The sequence below is a fragment of the Stenotrophomonas sp. STEN009 genome (assembly GCF_056760395.1).
In genome coordinates this window covers 73,911-94,612 of record NZ_JBRRES010000014.1, presented here as the reverse complement: position 1 = coordinate 94,612, position 20,702 = coordinate 73,911, and the positions used below count along the sequence as shown (strand labels likewise).

The window sequence follows — 20,702 nt, the reverse complement described above, 5'->3', positions numbered from 1 at the left end:
CGGCCAGGTGGTCACCACCATGTCCGCCATTGAAGCCTCCTCGAAGAAGATCGCCGAGATCATCAGCGTCATCGACGGCATCGCCTTCCAGACCAACATCCTGGCCCTCAATGCCGCGGTCGAAGCCGCCCGTGCCGGTGAGCAGGGCCGCGGCTTTGCCGTGGTCGCCAGCGAAGTGCGCACCCTCGCCCAACGCTCGGCGGGTGCTGCCAAGGAGATCAAGGGCCTGATCGACGCCTCTGTCGGCAAGGTCAGCGATGGCGCCGCACTGGTGCAACAGGCCGGCAGCACCATGCAGCGGGTCGTGGCCGCGGTGCAGCAGGTGAACCAGATCATGGGCGAGATCTCCTCCGCCTCGCAGGAACAGAGCATGGGCATCGAGCAGGTGAACCAGAGCATCGCGCAGATGGACGCCAGCACCCGCCAGAACGCCACGCTGGTGGAGGCGTCCACCGCGGCCACCCACGGCATGGCCGAACAGGCACAGCTGCTGGCGGCCGCGGTAGCGCGCTTCCACCTGCACGGAGGGGACGACAATCCGGCGGTGATGCAGCGTGTGCGGCAGATCGCCGGTATCGAGGAATGATGCCTTCGGCCCATTCCTTCGATCCCGGCCCGGCCGATGGAAGGTGATGAAACTCACACTTCATAATCCGGCGCGGTGGCCGATATCCCCATCGAGCCACGCGCCGGCGCGCGCAGGCGCCCGCCCCTGACCACAGATTCCATGTCCGACGGCAACGACACAGCAGTGCACGATGTCCATGCGGCCGACGCCGCGGATGAACGCTTCCTGGTCCGTAATCCGCGCCAGCTGCGGCAGCTGCTGCGCTCGCTGATCGAGCAGCGCTCCCTGATAAACGCGCATATCGACGGCCGCGATCGCTCGTTCCCGACCGCGCTGTTGGAACTGGACGAAGACGAGGACGTGCTGCTGATCGATGGCAGCCCGCAGGAGGCGTCCAACCGGGCAGCCGAGCAGGCCGATCATGTGCTGTGTTTCGCCCAGCTTGAGCGCGTGCTGGTGCGCTTCCGTCTGCAGGGGCTGCAGCGCGTGGACAACGACGGCCACGTCGCCTTCCGCGCTGCGCTGCCAGAGGAACTGATGCATCTGCAGCGGCGCGAACTGTACCGGCTGGAGACCCCCATCACCGACTCGCCCCAGCTGCTGCTGCCGGCTGCGGACGGACGCCCCGAGGCGTTGTCGATGCGCGTGGTGGACATCAGCGGCGGTGGCCTTGCCGTCGCGGTGCCCAGCGACTGCGCCGTGTTCGGCCTGCAGCAGCGCTACGCGGCGGTGCTGTCGCTGTCGGATGGGCCGGATCTGGATATCGAACTGGTGGTCTGCAACCTGCTGCCGCAGCGCCAGCCCAACGGAACCGAAATCAAGCGCGTGGGGATGCGCTTCGACAGTCTGCCTCGCGGTGGCGACAGCGCCATCCAGCGCTACATCTTCCGGATCGACCGTCAGCGCAAGGCACGCCGGAACGGAGAGATGTAGCTGGCGCCGGCCGTGGCCTGGCGCCATCCGGTCCTCACCAGACGGGAATGTCCTGTCACGGCCCTGCCTAAAGTCCCCCCGCGCGGGGCCGATATCGAGCCTGACACCGGGACTTCCGGCAGAACCAGGACCCCTCGATGAACGACCAGACCCGCTCCGCCGCCAGCGCCGGCGGCGAATTCCTCAGCTTCACGCTCGGCGCCGAGCATTACGGCGTGGATATCCTCAAGGTGCAGGAAATCCGCGGCTACGATGCCGTCACCCGGGTGCCGGACGCACCGGATTACATCAAGGGCGTAATCAACCTGCGCGGAACCATCGTGCCGGTGATCGACCTGCGCCTGAAGCTGCGCCTGGAGAACGCGCGCTACGACGCCTTTACCGTGATGATCGTGCTCAATGTCGATGACCGTGTGGTCGGCATCGTGGTGGACAGCGTCTCGGACGTCATCCCGCTGTCGTCCGAACAGATCCGCCCGACCCCTGAATTCGGCGCTGCGGTCGATACCCGGTTCATCTCGGGCATCGGCACCCAGGACGACCGCATGCTGATCCTGCTGGACATCGAGACCCTGCTGGACAGCGCGGACATGGGCCAGCCGGCCCTGCTCGAGGACGCCGCCGCCTGAGTCTGCGTACCGCTTCACGTTGCTGTCACGAAACCCTTCAGTTCCCTGCGGCGGTGCCGATAGGGGGACAGAGGCCGGCCGCGCGGGAACGCGTACCACCGGCAAAAAACCATCACCCTCCCGGAGAACCACCCCGATGAAGTCCCTGCTCGCGCTCGTTTCGGCTGCCGCCCTGGCCACCACCGCGTCGTCCGCCCTCGCCCAGTCCTCGGACATGATCCCGCCGGAACTGGCCCCGCGCTCGGTGGGCAAGGACGGCATGGTCTGCGGCAAGGTCGAGAAGGCCCGCTTCGCCGAAGGTTCCGAAGGCCAGCCGACGTTCCTGTACATGGGCGGCGCCTTCCCGCGCCACACCTTCTCGGCGCGCATCGCCGGTGAAAACCGCAGCAAGTTCTCGTTCCCGCTGGAAACGCTGGAAGGCAAGACCGTGTGCGTGATCGGCAAGATCCAGCGCGATGCCTCGCGCGCCGAGATCGAAGTCAGCTCGCCGGCCGGCCTGAAGCTGGCCAACATCAAGTAATCCGCTGTCCGTCGCAGTCACGCCGGTCCTGGTGCCGGCGTGGCCGCCGCCGCAACCGGGCCCGATGCCCGTGCGCGTCTGCCTTAGGAGATCGCAACGCCCATGCCTTGGATCAACAACCTGAAACTGATGCCGAAGCTGATGGTGACCTTCGGCGTCATCCTGCTGGTGATGCTGCTGCAGGGCATCGTCGCCTATCGTGGCCTGCATTCGCTGAACAACGTCACCACCGAGTTGGCCGGTTCGCGCATGGAAAGCATCCGCCTGGCCGGCGAGATGCGCGGCATGCTCGGCGAGTACCGCAACAGTGCCTACCAGCAGCTGATCCGTGCCAGCGATGACGTCAAGGCCGACGCGCGCAAGCAGGCTGCAGCGCTGCGTACCAGCATGGACAGTTCCATCAAGGACTATCCGAAGCTGGTGGACAACGCCCAGCAGAAGAAGCTGTTCGACACCTTCGCCAAGGACTGGAAGGACGCCCTGGCCTCCTACGACAGCGTCACCGAGATGCTGGAACTGGACCTGCCGGACGACGCCATCGATACCTTCGTCGGCGAGACCCGCACCAAGCACCGCAAGGCCGCCGCGGCGCTGGAAGCCCTGATTGCCGAAGACAACCGCCTCGCACGCGCCTCGCGCGAACAGGCCGAATCCACCTATGCCGCTTCGTCCGTCCTGACCGTGATCGCCCTGCTGGGTGGCGCCGCACTCGGCCTGGTGCTGGTGTGGCTGTTCGCCCGCGCCCTCGTCGGCAGCGTGCGTGGTGCCGTCTCGGTGGCCAATGATGTCGCCGGCGGCAAGCTCGACGGTCACATCGATGTCAGCCGCCAGGATGAAGTGGGCGAACTGATGCAGGCCATGCAGCGCATGCAGCGTGATCTGCGTGAGCGCATCGAGACCGACCAGGCCATCGCCCGCGAGAACCTGCGTATCCGGACCGCGCTGGACTACAGTTCGACCGGCGTCTACCTGACCGATGCCAACAACACCATCGTCTACAGCAACCGTGCCCTGCAGCAGACGTTGAGCCAGTACCAGGACGATGTGCGCCGCGACCTGCCTGACTTCGATGCGCAGGACTCGCTGATCGGCAAGCCGGTCACGGTGCTGGAACACCGTGGCGAGATGGACCCGTCCCTGCTGGCGAACCTCAAGCAGCACGGCGTGGCCCGTCGCCCGATGCAGTACGGCGATGCCCAGTTCGCCCAGGTCGTGTCGACCATCCGCAACGAGGACGGCGACACCGTCGGCTGCGTGGTGGAATGGCGTGACCGTACCCAGGAAGCGCAGGTCGAGGCCGAAGTGGCCCGGGTGATCGCCCGCGCCGCCGCCGGCGATCTGTCCGGCCGGATCGAAACCAGCGACAAGGAAGGCTTCTTCCTGCAGCTGGCCCAGCAGATCAACGGCCTGCTCGACGCCAACGCCGGCAGCATCGAACAGATTTCCGGCCTGCTCGCCGCGCTGTCGCAGGGTGACCTCACCGTGCGCATGCATGGCGACTACCAGGGCGTATTCGCTCGCATGCGTGACGATGCCAATGCCACTGCCGCGCAGCTGAGCGAGATCGTCACCCGCATCAAGCAGTCCAGCCGGGCAATCAGTACTGCCGCCGGCGAGATCGCCTCCGGCAACAACGACCTGTCGCGCCGTACCGAACAGCAGGCCGCCAACCTGGAAGAAACTGCCGCCTCGATGGAGGAGCTGACCTCCACCGTGCGCCAGAACGCCGAGCACGCCCGCCAGGCCAACCAGCTCGCCATCGGTGCCCATGGCGTCGCCTCCCAGGGCGGCGAAGTGGTCGGCCAGGTGGTCACCACCATGTCCGCCATCGAAGCTTCCTCGAAGAAGATCGCCGAGATCATCAGCGTCATCGACGGCATCGCCTTCCAGACCAACATCCTGGCCCTCAACGCCGCGGTCGAGGCCGCCCGTGCCGGTGAACAGGGCCGCGGCTTTGCCGTGGTCGCCAGCGAAGTGCGCACCCTCGCCCAGCGCTCGGCCGCCGCCGCCAAGGAGATCAAAGGCCTGATCGACGACTCGGTGGGCAAGGTCGCCGATGGTTCTGCGCTGGTGCACAAGGCCGGCGCCACCATGGGCGAGATCGTCGCCTCGGTGCAGCGCGTGACCGACATCATGGCCGAGATTTCCGCGGCCTCGCAGGAACAGAGCGCCGGCATCGAGCAGGTCAACCAGACCGTGGTGCAGATGGACGAGACCACCCAGCAGAATGCCGCGCTGGTGGAGGAAGCCACCGCCGCTGCGCGGGCCATGGAGGAACAGGCAGGCCATCTGAGTGAAGCGGTTTCCATCTTCGTGCTCGATGAAGCCGAAACCGTGGTCGCGCCCCGCGTCGCCGCCCCCGCCCCGCGCAGCGCTGCACCCGCCGCCCCGGCGCCGGCTGCACCGCCGGCCCGCCGCAGCAGCGGGGGTCGCCCGATGGCCGCGGAACTGGCCGACGGAGACTGGCAGGAGTTCTGATTCCTGCCTGACCTGACGCACGACAACGCCCTGGCCCTGCGCCGGGGCGTTTTCGTTTACGGGGTATCTGATTGTCCAGCCAACGGCGAAGCCCCTCGGGGTGGCCGCGGAGAGCTGCGGATTTCCTTCGTTTGGGCCGGGAGGGTGGGTTGCGCAGGGGACGCCGTGAATACGTCCCTGTAGGCTCGGGCGCGCCATCCATGGCGCTTACGCCCCTGCGCAGCCCACCCACCCGGCCACGGACAGGTTCCTGCGGCTGCCAGCCACGAAAGACAGAACAAAATCAAAAGCAAGAGCCGGTCGCTTCGCTCTTCACTGCCCGATTCCCGAGATTTCCTGGTTGCCGGCCAGCGGCCGGCACTGCCGCGAAGCATCCGCGAGCAAGCGCATGGTTCCGGGATTCGGGCGGAACGCGCTGGCGCGCGGTCGGCGGCCAACGGCGGAGCCCCTTCGTGGCTGGGGGGTTGGTCGCTTACAGCGGATTTGTGGGGGTTGGGCGGGGGGGGGGGGGGGGCGGGCGGTGCCGCCGCCCCCCCCCCCCCCCCCCGCCGCCCCCCCCCCCCCCCCCCCCCCCCCCCCCCCCCCCCCCGCCATCCCATCGGAACCCAGCTTTCGCTTTGGCCGTTGCCGTTGTCCTGGCTTCGGCGGGTGCCGGGCGCAGCCCGGCCCAAGCCCATCCCCCGCTTCCGGTACAATATCGGGCCCGTTTCCCAACTACGGTTCCCCGGACATGATGGTCCTCGAGGGCGCGCCCGCCCTGTCGCCGTTCCGCCGCGAACGTCTTGAATCCCGCCTGCAGTCCATCGCTCCCTCCCTGCGCATCAGTGGTGCCTGGCACGTCTACTTCGTGCAGCCGGAAGGCTCGGCCGTGCCCGATCAGGCCACCCTGTGCCGCATCCTGGAAGCACAGCCGCAGGCCGGGACGGTCGCCGAAGGGGCCGTCAGCCGCATCGTGGTGCCGCGTCTGGGAACGTTGTCGCCGTGGTCGAGCAAGGCCACCGAACTGGTCCGCGGGGCCGGTCAGCCGGTCAGCCGGGTCGAGCGCGGCCTGCGTATCGACGTGCTGGGCTGGCCGGACGATGCCGCTACCCAGCAGTCGCTGGTGAAGGTGCTGCACGACCCGATGACGCAGTCGGTGCTGGACCACGTCGAGCAGGGCCAGGCCCTGTTCTCGGCGCCGGCCCGCGGTGAACTGGAGCGCGTTCCGGTGGCGCAGCTGGAAGCCGCCAACCAGCGCCTTGGCTTGGCCATGGCCCAGGACGAGATCGACTACCTGCGCGAGCGCTTCACCGCACTGGGGCGCTCCCCGTCTGACGTGGAACTGATGATGTTCGCGCAGGCCAATTCCGAACACTGCCGGCACAAGATCTTCAACGCCAGCTGGACCATCGACGGGCAGGCGCAGGAACGCTCGCTGTTCCGCATGATCAAGAACACCCACCAGCAGACGCCGCAGCACACCCTGAGCGCGTACAGCGACAACGCTGCGGTGATCGAAGGCCATCCGGCGTCGCGTTACCGTCCGGATCCGGCCAGTGGCGAGTACCGCCGCGAGCCGCAGGTGCCCAGCGCCTTCCAGATCAAGGTCGAAACCCACAATCACCCGACCGCGATCGCGCCGTTCCCGGGGGCGTCCACCGGTGCCGGTGGCGAAATCCGCGACGAAGGCGCAACCGGCCGCGGCGGCAAGCCGAAGGCCGGCCTGACCGGCTTCTCGGTCTCGCACCTGCGCATCCCCGAGCTGCCGCAGCCGTGGGAAGCGCCGCGCGCGCTGAACCCGCGCATGGCCCCGGCGCTGGAGATCATGACCGACGGCCCGCTCGGCGGCGCTGCGTTCAACAATGAGTTCGGCCGCCCGAATCTGCTCGGTTACTTCCGCAGCTTCGAGCTGCCTGAAGGCGCTGACCTGGTCCGTGCGTACGACAAGCCGATCATGCTGGCCGGCGGCCTCGGTGCGATCGACCGTATCCAGGTCGACAAGATCCCGCTGCAGGCCGGTGATGCGGTCATCGTGCTCGGCGGTCCGGCGATGCTGATCGGCCTGGGTGGCGGTGCGGCCAGCTCGGTGGCCTCCGGTGAAAGCGCCGAAGACCTGGATTTCGCCAGCGTGCAGCGCGACAACCCGGAGATGGAGCGCCGCTGCCAGGAGGTCATCGACCGCTGCGTGGCGATGGGTGCCGACAACCCGATCAAGTTCTTCCATGACGTCGGTGCCGGTGGTCTGTCCAACGCGATTCCCGAGCTGCTGCACGATTCGAACGTGGGCGGCATCATCGATCTGGGCAAGGTGCCCACCGACGATCCGTCGTTGTCGCCGATGCAGCTGTGGTGCAACGAATCGCAGGAGCGCTACGTGCTTGGCGTCGCGCAGGAGCGACTGGCCGAGTTTGCCGCGCTGTGCGCGCGCGAGCGCTGCCCGTTCGCCGCCGTGGGCGTGGCGACCGCCGAGGAGCATCTGGTGGTGGCGTACGGCGCGGTGCCGGGCCATGTTCCCGCCGACGCACCGATCGACCTGCCGATGGACGTGCTGTTCGGCAAGCCGCCGAAAATGCACCGCGACACGGCGCACCCGCCGGCACCGCGCTGGCCGGCGCTGAAGACCGGTGGCCTGGATCTGCAGGAAGCCGGCCTGCGCGTGCTGGCGCACCCGACCGTCGCCTCGAAGAACTTCCTGGTCACCATCGGTGACCGCAGCGTCGGCGGCCTGACCGCCCGCGAGCAGATGGTCGGCCCGTGGCAGCTGCCGGTGGCCGACGTAGCCATCACCCTGGCTGATTTCGATGGCGTGGCCGGTGAGGCGATGTCGATCGGCGAGCGCACGCCGCTGGCCCTGCTCGACGCCGCGGCGTCGGCGCGCATGGCCGTGGGCGAAGCGCTGACCAACCTGTGCGCGGCCCCGGTGGATGCGCTGGATGGCATCAAGCTGTCGGCGAACTGGATGGCTGCTGCCGGCCATCCGGGCGAAGACGCGCTGCTGTACGACGCAGTGAAGGCCGTGGGCATGGAACTGTGCCCGCAGCTGGACATCAGCATCCCGGTCGGCAAGGACTCGCTGTCCATGCAGGCGCAGTGGCATGACCAGGGCGAGGCACACAAGAGCGTGTCGCCGGTGTCGCTGGTGATCTCGGCGTTCGCGCCGGTTGCCGATGTGCGCCAGCAGCTGACGCCTCTGCTTGATCGCGACGTCGACAGCGAGCTGTGGCTGATCGGTCTCGGTGCCGGCAAGCAGCGCCTGGGCGGCTCGATCCTGGCGCAGGTGCACGCCGACCACAGCGAACTGCCGGCCTTCGCCGGTGCCGCGCCGGACCTGGACGACCCGCAGCGCCTGCGTGCCTTCTTCGAACTGATCCGGGATGCGCGCCAGTCCGGCCTGCTGCGTGCGTACCATGACCGCAGCGACGGCGGCGCGTTCGCCGCGCTGTGCGAAATGGCGTTCACCTCGCGCCTGGGCCTGGATATCGCCCTCGACGCGTGGGGCGATGACCCGTTCCGCAGCCTGTTCAATGAGGAACTGGGTGCGGTGGTGCAGATTGCCCGCGAAGATCGCGCCGCTTTTGCCGACCTGGTCGAGCGCCACGCCCTTACCGAATGCGCGCAGCGCATCGCCAGGCCGACCACCGCACCGGTGGTGCGCGTATCGCTGGCAGGCGAGAACCTGGCCGAGTGGCGCTGGGAGCAGCTGTTCGATGCGTGGTGGTCGGTCACCCATGCCATGCAGAAGCGTCGCGACAATCCGGCCAGCGCCGATGCCGAGCGCGATGTCGCCCGCGCGTTCAACGCACCGGGCCTGAAGCCGAAGCTGAGCTTCGACCTCAACGAGGATGTGGCGGCGCCGTTCATCAGCACCGGTGCGCGTCCGCGCGTGGCGGTACTGCGCGAACAGGGCGTCAACGGCCAGATCGAGATGGCCAATGCCTTCGAACGTGCAGGCTTCCGCGCGTTCGACGTGCACATGAGCGACCTGATCGAGGGGCGCGTGGCCCTGCAGGACTTCACCGGCCTGGTCGCCTGTGGCGGCTTCAGCTACGGCGATGTGCTGGGTGCCGGCCGTGGCTGGGCGACCTCGATCCTGGAACGCAGCGCGCTGCGCGATGCCTTTGCGGCGTTCTTCGAGCGCCAGGACAGCTTTGCCCTCGGCGTATGCAACGGTTGCCAGATGATGAGCCAGCTGAAGGACATCATCCCCGGCGCCGAACACTGGCCGCAGTTCCGCCGCAATGCCAGCGAGCAGTTCGAGGCCCGCACCGCACTGCTGGAAGTAGTGGAATCGCCGTCGATCCTGCTGCGTGGCATGGCCGGTTCCCGCCTGCAGGTGGCGGTGGCGCACGGCGAAGGCCAGGCGGTGTTCGACAACGCCGTCGACCAGGCCGCTGCGCGCGTGTCGCTGCGCTACATCGATGGCAACGGTGCCATCGCTCAGCAGTATCCGCTCAATCCGAACGGCTCACCGGATGGCATCACTGGCCTGACCAGCACGGACGGGCGCGTCACCATCATGATGCCGCATCCGGAGCGCACCCCGCGCGCACTCAATCTGAGCTGGGCGCCGGCCGAGTGGCAGGGTGATTCACCGTGGATGCGGATGTTCCGCAATGCCCGGGTGTGGTGCGGCTGATCGCGCACCGCTTCGCGCAGGCGTCGATGCCGATGCGTATGGAAAAACCCGCCGCATTGCCGGCGGGTTTTTCTTTGCGCGGATGAAACTCCTGTCGCCACCATGAGTTACATGCATTTCCATGCGCCAGACAATCGTCACGTGCAACTAACAAAATGGATTGATAAACGCGTGAAAAAGTGAACTGCTTCACGGCAATGTGATTTGCTGTGTCAAAGTCTTGACGATATGGAAAGTTGCCGTTAACACTTGAACCCCGTTTCAGAACCATTCATCCCGCAGTAACCGCTTGGCGCACGCGCTCGGTTTTCTGTCGCTGCGCGCCGTTCGGCAATACCCCGCAGTAAATCACGCGAATAAACGCCCCCAGGGGACGTTGGACCAGAAGGTCCGGCGGTGGCGTTGCTTTGCCCAAAACCAGTCCAATCAGGAGCCGTACCGATGAATCGGATTTATCGCAAGGTCTGGAACAAAGCACTGGGTCAGTTGGTCGTGGCCTCGGAACTGGCCTCGTCCGACAGTTGCGGCGGGGTCGTCGACCAACGCCGCGATGCGACACAGGCCAGGCCCTTTGTACTGGCTGCCGCACTGGCGCTGGCACTGGGATTGGGCATGACCGGCGTCGCCTCTGCACAGTCGGTGGAGATCGGCGGCAACGCCAACTGCGTGGTGCTCAACAGCTCGATCGTCGACAAGTGCCTGGTGGATGGCAGCGCCTCGGCCACCGGCACCAATGCGGTCGCCGTGGGCACCGGCAGCCGTGCAACCGGTGCCAACAGCGTGGCGCTGGGCGCCGGCTCGAAAGCAACGCGTGCCAATACCGTTGCCGTCGGTGATGCGGGCAAGGAACGGCAGGTGACCCACGTCGCCGCTGGCACCGAGGCAACCGATGCGGTGAACAAGGCGCAGCTGGATGCACAGGCGCGGGCCACGCAGGCGGCGTTGGCCGAAGCGACAGCCCAGAGCAGTCGCTACTTCAAGGCCGACGGCGCCGGTGATGACAGCGACGCGGCGAAGATCGAAGGGCAGGGCGCGATTGCGGTCGGCAGCGGCAGCCAGTCGCTGGCCAACGCCACCACGGCCGTCGGCACACAGGCCGTGGCCGCCGGTCTGGGCGCCAGTGCGTTCGGCCAGAACGCGTTGGCCATCGGTGATGCCAGCGTCGTCGTCGGCCAGAGTGCCGTTGCGCTCGGACTGGGAGATACCGCCGTCGGTGCCAGCGCTGTTGCGGCCAGCGAGAACGGCGCAGCGACCGCACTGGGCGCGTTGTCCGAGGCCAGTGCGGACGGCGCAACGGCGGTCGGTGGCGGAGCCGTGGCCATGGGCCCGGGCAGTACCGCCGTGGGTCGTGGCGCAACGGCCGCCAATGAAGCATCGATCGCGGTCGGTGCGTTCAGCACCGCCGTGGGTGAATACAGCACCGCGCTGGGTTCGAACTCGGCAGCGGTTGCCACCGGCAGTGTGGCGCTGGGCGCCGGCTCGCTGGCCGACCGGGTCGATACGGTATCGGTGGGCGCAGCCGAGTACGGTCTGACCCGGCAGATCACCAGTGTCGCGGCGGGTACCGAAGACACCGATGCGGCCAATGTCGGCCAACTCCGGGACGTCGCGGCCGTGGCCGATGCCACGGCCAAGCGTTTCCAGGCCACCGGCAGCAGCAACAGCGACGCCGGTGCGCTGGCCGCAGGCGATGACGCGCTGGCTGCCGGTGAAGCGGCCAACGCGCTCGGCGATGGCACCACCGCAGTCGGCGCCGGCGCCACCGCGGTCGCGCAGAACGCCACGGCGGTCGGCAACAACGCCCTGGCCGCCGGACAGAACAGCGCCGCGTTCGGCAACAACGCGCAGGCTGCAGGACCTGGCAGCGTCGCGGTGGGTGGCGCCGCCGTGGACGAGAACGGCAATCCGCTCATCACCAACGGCGGCGTGCCGGTGGAGACCGGTGCGACCAGTGCCGGCGTCGGCGGCACTGCGGTCGGTGCCAGCGCAGAGGCGGCTGGCTTCGCTGCGTCCGCCTATGGCGTGGGTGCCTATGCGGCCGGCGCGCAGTCCTCCGCATTCGGCGCGGTGGCCAACGCCATCGGCGACTACGCCACCGCAGTCGGCACCCAGAGCAACGCGACCGGCACCAGCAGCGTGGCCGTGGGTGGCCCGGCTGACCTGATTCCCGGCCTGGGCTTCTTCGTGCAGACCCAGGCCAGCGGCGAAGCCGCCACCGCTGTGGGTGCCGGCGCGATCGCCAGCGGTGACCGGACCGTGGCCAACGGCAGCCTGACCGAAGCCTCCGGCGCCGAAGCCACGGCCATCGGCTACTTCGCCTACGCACCCGGAGAAGGGGCCAGCGCGCTGGGCGCGCAGACCTGGGCCAGCGGCGCGCAGAGCACGGCGGTCGGCTACTACGCCACGGCGCGCGGCGCCAACAGTGTCGCCCTGGGCGCGAACTCTGAAGCCATCCGTGACAACAGCGTCGCCGTGGGCAGTGCCGGCAACGAGCGGCAGATCACCGGCGTCGCTGCCGGCAGTGAAGCCACCGATGCAGTGAACAAGGCGCAGCTGGACGCCGTGGCCAGCACCGCGGATACCACCGCCCATTACTTCCAGGCCCAGCCGGAAGCCGGCAGCGATGCCGGTGCGTTTGCCGAGGGAGAGGGTGCGGTGGCCGCCGGTTCGTCCAGCAACGCGATCGGCGCCGGTGCCGTCGCCCAGGGCGCGGGTGCTTCCGCCGTGGGCGATGACAGCGTCGCCATCGGTCGCAACAGCAGTGCCAGTGGCAACGGCGGGGTCGCCATCGGTGGACTGGGCCAGGCCTACGACCAGTACAACCAGCCGATCATCGGCGATGACGGTCAACCAGAACGTGTCGGCACCACCGCCGGCGCCGATGCCACCGCCGTCGGCAATGGTGCGCAGGCAACGGGTGCGTCGGGCAATGCGTTCGGCAGCGCGGCCAAAGCCACCGGCGACAACAGCGTGGCTGCCGGTGGCAAGTCGCGGGCGACCGGCAGCTACGCGGTCGCCGTGGGCGACAGTGCGTTCGCCAGCAGCGACGACAGCACCGCCGTCGGCGGCTACAGCTGGGCCACCGCCAGTGGCGCCAGCGCATTCGGTTCGGGCGCATGGGCCACCGCCACCAACGCATCCGCCTTCGGCAATGCAGCATGGGCCAGCGGCAGTGGCGCCACCTCCATCGGCTACAACAGCTGGGCCAACGGCACCAGCGCCACCGCCGTCGGCCGCGGTGCCTTCGGCTACGGCGACTACAGCGTGGCGTTGGGCTACCAGGCGCTGGGCAACACGGTCAACAGCATCGCCATCGGCACCAATACGGTGGCCGGCGGTGAAAGCGCGATCGCGCTGGGTGCCGGCAGCAACGCCAGCGGCAGCAACGCGGTCGCGTTGGGTGCAGGCTCGGTGGCTGATCGTGACCGCAGCGTGGCGGTTGGCGCTGCCGGCAACGAGCGCCAGGTGACCCACGTGGCCGCAGGTACGCAGGCCACCGATGCGGTGAACAAGGCACAGCTGGATGCCGTCGCGGCGGAAGCATCCACCACCGGCAAGTACTTCCAGGCCAGCGGCAGTGCCGACAGCGATGCTGGCGCTTACGTGGAAGGGGACAACGCACTGGCTGCCGGCGAGGCATCCAACGCCATCGGCGACGGCGCCATCGCCCTGGGCAGCGGCGCCAACGCACTGGCCAACAACGCGCAGGCGCTGGGCTTCAATGCCGTGGCCACCGCGGCCAATGCCAGCGCGATCGGTGCCAACGCACAGGCGACCGGCGAGTACGCCACCGCGCATGGCGCGGAAAGCGAAGCCAGCGGTGAACAGAGCGCGGCCTTCGGTGCTGCCTCGATTGCCAGTGGCGCCGGCAGCACCGCCAGCGGCGTGCTGTCCGAAGCCTCCGCAGAAGAGGCGACGGCAGTGGGCTACTTCAGCACCGCCAGTGGTGAAGCGGCCACGGCGGTCGGCAGCGAGAGCGTGGCCAGCGGCACGGCCTCGGCTGCATTCGGCATCGGTGCGGAAGCCACGGGTGGCTACAGCACCGCCATCGGCGGTTTCGCCAGCGCCTCGGCGTTCAACGCCACCGCGTTCGGCAATTTTGCCAATGCCTCCGGCTCCAACAGCGTGGCGCTGGGCGGCGACTCGGAAGCCTCCGGCGACTACAGCACGGCCACCGGTCAGGGCAGCTTGGCCACCGGTACGAACAGTGTCGCTGTCGGCGGCTCGTTGTTCGGCATTCTTGCCACCGAGGCGTCCGGCAACTACTCCACGGCCGTCGGTGGTGGCGCATGGTCGCCGGGCATCAACAGCACCGCGCTCGGCAATGCGGCCGAGTCGCGCGGCGCCAACAGCGTCGCGCTGGGTGCCGATTCGATTGCAGACCGTGACAACACGGTATCGGTCGGTGGTGGTGGCAACACCCGCCAGGTGACCAACGTGGCGGCAGGTACCCAAGGCACCGATGCGGTCAACAAGGACCAGCTGGACGCCGTGGCGTCGGTGGCTGAGAACACCAGCCGCTACTTCCAAGCCAGTGGCAGTGCCGACAGCGATGCCGGCGCCTACGTGGAAGGTGACAACGCGCTGGCGGCCGGCGAAGCGGCCAACGCGATCGGCAACGGTGCCACCGCACTGGGCAGTGGTGCGACGGCGGTCGCCGCCAGTGCCACCGCCGTAGGCCTGGACAGCCTGGCCAGCGGCAGCAATGCCGCAGCGGTGGGCAGCAACGCACAGGCCACGGGTGAAAACAGTGCGGCACTGGGCAACGGTGCGGTTGCCAGCGAGATCGGCAGCACGGCGACCGGCGCGGGTGCACAGGCCACGGCGGTGTACAGCACCGCCAATGGCTCGGAGGCGCTGGCCAGCGGTGCGCAGTCGCTGGCCAGCGGCTTCCGCAGCGCGGCGTCGGCCGATGGCACCACGGCGGTCGGTGGTTACAGCGAAGCCAGTGGTCGTCTCGGTTCTGCACTGGGTTACGGCACGATCGCCAGCGGGGCAAACAGTACTGCGACGGGCGTGTTTGCCACGGCCAGCGGCGCCAGCGCGGTGGCCATGGGTGATTCCAGTGAAGCCAGCGGCGATGAAAGCGTCGCCATCGGCGGCAGCACCTTCTTCGGTCTGATCCCGGCCCGCGCCAGCGGCTACGGCGCCGCGGCGTTCGGTGCGGGTGCATGGGCCACCGACGACTACGCCACCGCCATCGGCTGGAACTCGTGGGCCGACGCGGCCGATTCCACCGCACTCGGTGCCAGCGCCACCGCCAATGCTGCGAACAGCGTGGCACTGGGTGCGGGTTCCGTTGCCGACCGCGCCAACAGCGTGGCCGTGGGCAGTGCCGGCAACGAGCGCCAGGTGACCAACGTGGCGGCAGGTACCGAAGGCACCGATGCGGTCAACAAGAACCAGCTGGACGCCGTGGCGTCGGTGGCCGAGAGCACCAGCCGCTACTTCCAGGCCAGTGGCAGTGCCGACAGCGATGCCGGCGCCTACGTGGAAGGTGACAACGCGCTGGCGGCCGGCGAAGCGGCCAACGCGATCGGCAACGGTGCCACCGCACTGGGCAGTGGCGCGACCGCGGTCGCCGCCAGTGCCACCGCGGTGGGCCTGGACAGCCTGGCCAGCGGCAGCAATGCCGCAGCGGTGGGCAGCAACGCACAGGCCACCGGTGAAAACAGTGCGGCGCTGGGTAACGGCGCGGTTGCCAGCGAGATCGGCAGCACGGCGACCGGCGCGGGCGCACAAGCCACGGCGGTGTACAGCACCGCCAACGGCTCGGAAGCGCTGGCCAGCGGTGCGCAGTCGCTGGCCAGCGGCTTCCGCAGCGCGGCGTCGGCCGATGGCACCACGGCGGTCGGTGGTTACAGCGAGGCAACGGGTCGCCTCGGCACCGCGCTCGGCTATGGCACCGCCGCGACCGGCGCCAACACCACGGCCGTCGGCTTCGGTGCGGCCGCGGCTGGTACCGGAGCCGTGGCGGTGGGCCAGTCCAGCGAAGCCAGTGGCGAGGAGAGCGTCGCCATCGGTGGCAGCACTTTCTTTGGTCTGATCCCGGCCCGCGCCAGCGGCTACGGCGCTGCGGCGTTCGGTGCGGGCGCATGGGCCACCGACGACTACGCGACCGCCATCGGCTGGAACTCGTGGGCCGACGCAGCTGATTCCACCGCACTGGGCGCCAATGCCACCGCCAACGGCAGCAACAGCGTCGCCCTCGGTGCTGCATCGAAGGCAGACCGCGACAACACGGTGGCGGTTGGCAGCACGGGCAGCGAACGCCAGGTCACCCATGTCGCCGCAGGTACCGAAGGCACCGATGCGGTCAACAAGGACCAGCTGGACGCCGTGGCGTCGGTGGCCGAGAACACCAGCCGCTACTTCCAGGCCAGTGGCAGTGCCGACAGCGACGCCGGCGCCTATGTGGAAGGTGACAACGCGCTGGCCGCCGGCGAAGCGGCCAACGCGATCGGCAACGGTGCCACCGCACTGGGCAGTGGCGCGACGGCGGTCGCCGCCAATGCCGCTGCCGTGGGCTTCAACGCGGTGGCGACGGGTGAGGATGGCGTGGCCATCGGCAACAGCGCCAGCAGTACCGCTGGCGGCGCGATCGCCCTCGGTGCGCAGAGCAGCAGCGCCGGGCCGGCCAGCGTCGCCCTGGGCGCGCAGTCGGAAGCGGAGGGCATCGGTGCCGTTGCGGTAGGTGGCATCGCCCAGGCCAGCGGCCTGGCCGCCACCGCCGTCGGCTACGGGGCCACGGCCGACGGTCGCGAAGCGACTGCGGTCGGCAACTTCGCCTATGCCAATGGCTGGCAGTCCACAGCCTACGGTGCGGGTGCCACGTCCAGCTTCTTCGGCACGGCCCTGGGCAGTGGCGCGCAGGCGGCCGACGTCGCCACGGCGGTCGGCCAGGGCACCACCGCGCAGATCGCCGGTGCGGGTTTCGGCGTACAGGCACGCGCCGGCGAGTACGGTACCGCGCTCGGCAACAACGCGGCCACCGGCCTCAATGGCGTGGCGGTGGGCTTCAACGCCCTGGCCGGGCAGGATGCCAACAGCGTCGGCAGCGGTCAGTACACCACCGCCATCGGCAGCGAGGCGTGGGCGACCGAGGACGGGGCCACCGTGGTCGGCTACAACAGTTACGCGCAGGCAACCAATGCCACGGTGCTGGGCAGCAACACCTGGACGACCAAGGCCGCCGACAACAGCGTCGCGCTGGGTGCCGGATCGCTGGCGGATCGTGCCAACGCGGTATCGGTCGGCGCGGCGCAGGACTGGGTTGATGCGGCGGGCATTACCCACAGCGCGATCAACCGCCAGGTCACCAATGTCGCGGCCGGTACCCAGGCGACCGATGCGGTGAACAAGGGCCAGCTGGATGTGGTGGCGGCCACCGCCGATGCCACCGGCCGCCACTTCCGTGCGACCGGGACCGGGACCGCCAGCGCCACGGGCAGCAACGCGGTCGCCGTCGGTTCCGGTGCCAGTGCCAGCGGCAACCGCAGCAATGCGCTGGGCAGCAGTGCCAGCGCCATCGGCAATGCGGCGCTGGCCGTCGGCGCCAACGCCGGCGCGACCGGTGCGAACTCGGTGGCGCTGGGCAGTGGCGCGCGCGCGCTGGACGCCAATGTGGTGTCCGTCGGCGGTGGCAACGGTACCGATGGTCCGGCGACGCGCCGCATCGTCAACGTCGCCGACGGTCGCATCGCCGCAGGCAGCAGCGACGCGGTCACCGGTTCGCAGCTCAACGTCACCAACCAGCGCGTCGGTGCGGTGGAAACCCGGGTCGGCGATTTCGATTCGCGTATCGCGACCGTGGAAACGTCCACTGCCAATGCGGTCGGTTATGACGACGCCAGCCGCGACCGGCTGACCCTGGCCGGCATCGAGGGCACCACGATCGACAATGTCGGCGCCGGCAGCATCGCCGCCGGCAGTCGCCAGGCGATCAATGGCGGCCAGCTGTTCCAGTCGCTCAGCGATGCCGCCAGCTTCCTCGGCGGTGGCGCCAGTGTCGGCATGCAGGGTGTGTTCGTCGCGCCGAACTACGTGATCCAGGGTGCCAGCTACAGCAATGTCGGCGATGCGCTCGGCGCACTGGACCGCAAGGTCAGCGAGATCGACCAGCGCACCGGGGGGGCGAGCCGCTCCCGCACCGCCAGCCTGCGTTCTACCGGTGCGTCGCTGGAGGGGGGCGCCGCCAATCTGGCCGCGCAGCCGGCCAGCGCCGATGCCGTCCCCGACGTGGCCACTGCCAGCAGCGCCCGGGTACAGGGCGCGCCGACCGCCGCCGCGGCGGGCTCGGGCATCCCGGTCGGCACACCGGCAGCGGGTTTCAACGCGGTCACCGTGGGAGAGGGCGCCGTTGCCAGCGGCGCGTCGTCCACGGCCATCGGCCAGGGGGCCAGTGCGACGGCCGCCAACGCCGTGGCGCTGGGCCAGGGCTCGGTTGCCGATCGTGCCAACACCGTCTCAGTCGGCAGCGAAGGCAACGAGCGTCAGGTCACCAATGTCGCGGCCGGCAGCGCTGCCACCGACGCGGTCAACAAGGGGCAGCTGGACCGTGGTGTCGCCACGGCCAACAGCTACACCGATGGCCAGGTGAAGGCCGTGACCGACAGCTTCGATGTGTTCAAGGGCGAAGTCGATGGCCGCCTGCGTCACATGGACCGTCGCATCGATCGTCAGGGCGCGATGAGCGCGGCGATGCTCAACATGGCCACCAGCGCCGCCGGCATCCGTACCCAGAACCGGGTCGGCGTCGGTGTCGGCTTCCAGGGCGGCGAGTCGGCGTTGTCGCTGGGTTACCAGCGCGCAATCAGCGACCGCGCCACGGTCACCTTCGGCGGTGCCTTCAGCAGCGACGACAGTTCGGTCGGCGTTGGTGCCGGCTTCGGCTGGTAAGCCACTCCATCGCGCCGGCGGCCACCCACGCCGGCGCCACACCCGCAACGAGGGCCTGGGGGGAGGTCACGGCAATCCCGGCTGGGCCGGCCGGGAGTCGTCAAGGAATGATGGCCGCAGTGTTGGTTCGATCCATGACCCAGAAGAGGAATTTCGACGTGATCAAGAAGCAGAACCTTCGCATCAACGTGCTTGCCGCCGCCGTGCTGTCGATGACCGCGGTCGGTGCCGTCCATGCCGCCGGGTTGCCGACGCAGGAACCGGCACGCCAGGCGGGCACCGCACAGCCGGGCACCGACCGCATCATCGTCAAGTACCGCGCCGGCACGGCCGCTGCGCTGGATCGTTCGGCCAAGCTGTCCACGGTGCAGTCGGCGCTGACCCGCGCCAGCCTGTCCGGCGGCGCTGCGCGCGCCAGTACCCTGGGCCCGCAGGTCGTGCGCAAGCTCGGCGTCGGCGCCGATGTGATCCGCCTGCAGGGCCGCCTGGCCCCGGCTGAACTGCAGCGCGTGCTGAAGGAGCTGAAGGCCGATCCGGCGGTGCAGTACGCCGAGGCCGACGTGAAGCTGCGCCGCAGCGAACTGCGTGCCGGCGACGTGCAGCCGGCGCTGGTGCCGAACGACCAGTACTACCAGCAGTACCAGTGGCACCTGCACAACGCGACCGGCGGCATCAACGCGCCGGCAGCCTGGGATGTGTCGCAGGGAGAGGGCGTGGTGGTGGCGGTGCTCGACACCGGCATCCTGCCGCAGCACCCGGATCTGGTCGGCAACCTGCTGGAAGGCTACGACTTCATCAGCGATGCCGAGACCTCGCGCCGCCCCACCAATGAGCGGGTACCGGGTGCGCTGGACTATGGCGACTGGGTCGAGAACGACAACGAGTGCTACACCGGCTCGCTGGCCGATGACAGCTCCTGGCACGGCACGCACGTTGCCGGCACCGTGGCCGAGCAGACCAACAACGGCGTCGGCATGGCCGGTGTCGCGCACAAGGCCAAGGTGCTGCCGGTCCGCGTGCTCGGCAAGTGCGGTGGCTACCTTTCCGATATCGCCGATGCCATTACCTGGGCCTCCGGCGGCACCGTGGCCGGCATTCCGGCCAATGCCAACCCGGCCGAGATCATCAACATGAGCCTGGGCGGCAGCGGCAGCTGCGACGGCACCTATCAGGATGCGATCAATGGCGCGATCTCGCGCGGCACCACGGTCGTGGTGGCCGCCGGCAACGAGACCGACAACGCGTCCAATTACCGCCCTGCCAGCTGCGATGGCGTGGTGACGGTGGGAGCCACCCGTATCACCGGCGGCATCACCTACTACTCCAACTACGGCACCCGCGTCGATCTTTCCGGCCCTGGTGGTGGCGGCAGCGTGGACGGCAATCCGGGTGGCTATGTCTGGCAGGCCGGTTCCGACGCGGCCACTACGCCGGACTCGGGCAGCTACACCTACATGGGCAAGGGCGGAACCTCGATGGCCTCGCCGCACGTCGCGGCGGTGGCGGCACTGGTGCAGAGCGCGTTGATCGCCGATGGCAAGGAGCCGCTGGCTCCGGCAGCCATGCGTACCCTGCTCAAGGAAACCGCGCGCCCGTTCCCGGTGGCCATCCCGTCGGCGACCCCGATCGGTACCGGCATCGTCGACGCCAAGGCCGCACTGGCCAAGGCGCTGGAGGAACCGTGCACCGAGGACTGCGGCCCGGTAGCCACGCCGTTGACCAACAAGGTTGCTGTCGGCGGCCTGTCCGGGGCGACCGGCGGCAGTGCCCTGTACAGCTTCGAAGCGGTGGCGGGCAAATCGCTGAGCGTGATCACCTACGGTGGCAGTGGCAACGTGTCGGTGTACCTGGCCCAGGGCCGCGAGCCCAGCGCGAGCGACAACGACGCCAAGTCCACGCGTGCGGGCAACGCCGAAACCGTGCGCGTCAACAAGCCGGTGGCCGGCACGTACTACGTCAAGGTGGTGGGTGAAGCCGCCTACAGCGGGGTGACCATCCTCGCCACGCAGTAATGCCATCACACTGTCGTAGATGAACTGGCGACGCCCGTCACCCCGTGGT

The 20,702-nt window shown here is 68.9% G+C and carries 7 protein-coding genes and 1 pseudogene; all 8 read left to right on the top strand.

Translation table 11 applies throughout. From position 1 onward, the window contains the following. A pseudogene (locus ACVOMM_RS08830) lies at positions 1–520 on the top strand (methyl-accepting chemotaxis protein); the annotation flags it as partial. Positions 521–727: 207 nt separating this feature from the next. Next, positions 728–1,501, top strand: a complete 774-nt coding sequence (locus ACVOMM_RS08825) for a flagellar brake protein (protein WP_053520423.1) — start codon at positions 728–730, stop codon at positions 1,499–1,501. 137 nt (positions 1,502–1,638) lie between these two features. Next, positions 1,639–2,130: a chemotaxis protein CheW gene (locus tag ACVOMM_RS08820; RefSeq protein WP_053520422.1), complete on the top strand. Its 492-nt coding sequence runs from the start codon at positions 1,639–1,641 to the stop codon at positions 2,128–2,130. 136 nt (positions 2,131–2,266) lie between these two features. After that, a complete protein-coding gene (locus ACVOMM_RS08815) occupies positions 2,267–2,650 on the top strand; it encodes a hypothetical protein (RefSeq protein ID WP_053520421.1) in 384 nt (127 codons plus the stop codon). Positions 2,651–2,752: 102 nt separating this feature from the next. Beyond that, the gene (locus tag ACVOMM_RS08810) at positions 2,753–5,128 is read left to right on the top strand and encodes a methyl-accepting chemotaxis protein (protein ID WP_481526131.1); all 2,376 of its coding nucleotides are present in this window, start codon (positions 2,753–2,755) and stop codon (positions 5,126–5,128) included. A gap of 730 nt (positions 5,129–5,858) precedes the next feature. After that, complete coding sequence (gene purL / locus ACVOMM_RS08805; RefSeq protein WP_263177266.1) at positions 5,859–9,743, top strand: phosphoribosylformylglycinamidine synthase; 3,885 nt, start codon at positions 5,859–5,861, stop codon at positions 9,741–9,743. A 441-nt stretch (positions 9,744–10,184) separates the two neighbouring features. Next, complete coding sequence (locus ACVOMM_RS08800) at positions 10,185–18,641, top strand: ESPR-type extended signal peptide-containing protein (RefSeq protein WP_481526130.1); 8,457 nt, start codon at positions 10,185–10,187, stop codon at positions 18,639–18,641. A gap of 158 nt (positions 18,642–18,799) precedes the next feature. Further along, on the top strand, positions 18,800–20,653 hold the full coding sequence (locus ACVOMM_RS08795; protein WP_481526134.1) for a S8 family peptidase: 1,854 nt from the start codon (positions 18,800–18,802) through the stop codon (positions 20,651–20,653). Positions 20,654–20,702 lie beyond the last annotated feature (49 nt).

Bases quoted from the DNA above. Each gene is read 5' to 3' on its own strand.
- ACVOMM_RS08820 (WP_053520422.1), top strand. From the start codon at position 1,639: ATGAACGACCAGACCCGCTCCGCCGCCAGCGCCGGCGGCGAATTCCTC.
- ACVOMM_RS08800 (WP_481526130.1), top strand. From the start codon at position 10,185: ATGAATCGGATTTATCGCAAGGTCTGGAACAAAGCACTGGGTCAGTTG.
- ACVOMM_RS08810 (WP_481526131.1), top strand. From the start codon at position 2,753: ATGCCTTGGATCAACAACCTGAAACTGATGCCGAAGCTGATGGTGACC.
- ACVOMM_RS08815 (WP_053520421.1), top strand. From the start codon at position 2,267: ATGAAGTCCCTGCTCGCGCTCGTTTCGGCTGCCGCCCTGGCCACCACC.
- ACVOMM_RS08825 (WP_053520423.1), top strand. From the start codon at position 728: ATGTCCGACGGCAACGACACAGCAGTGCACGATGTCCATGCGGCCGAC.
- purL (WP_263177266.1), top strand. From the start codon at position 5,859: ATGATGGTCCTCGAGGGCGCGCCCGCCCTGTCGCCGTTCCGCCGCGAA.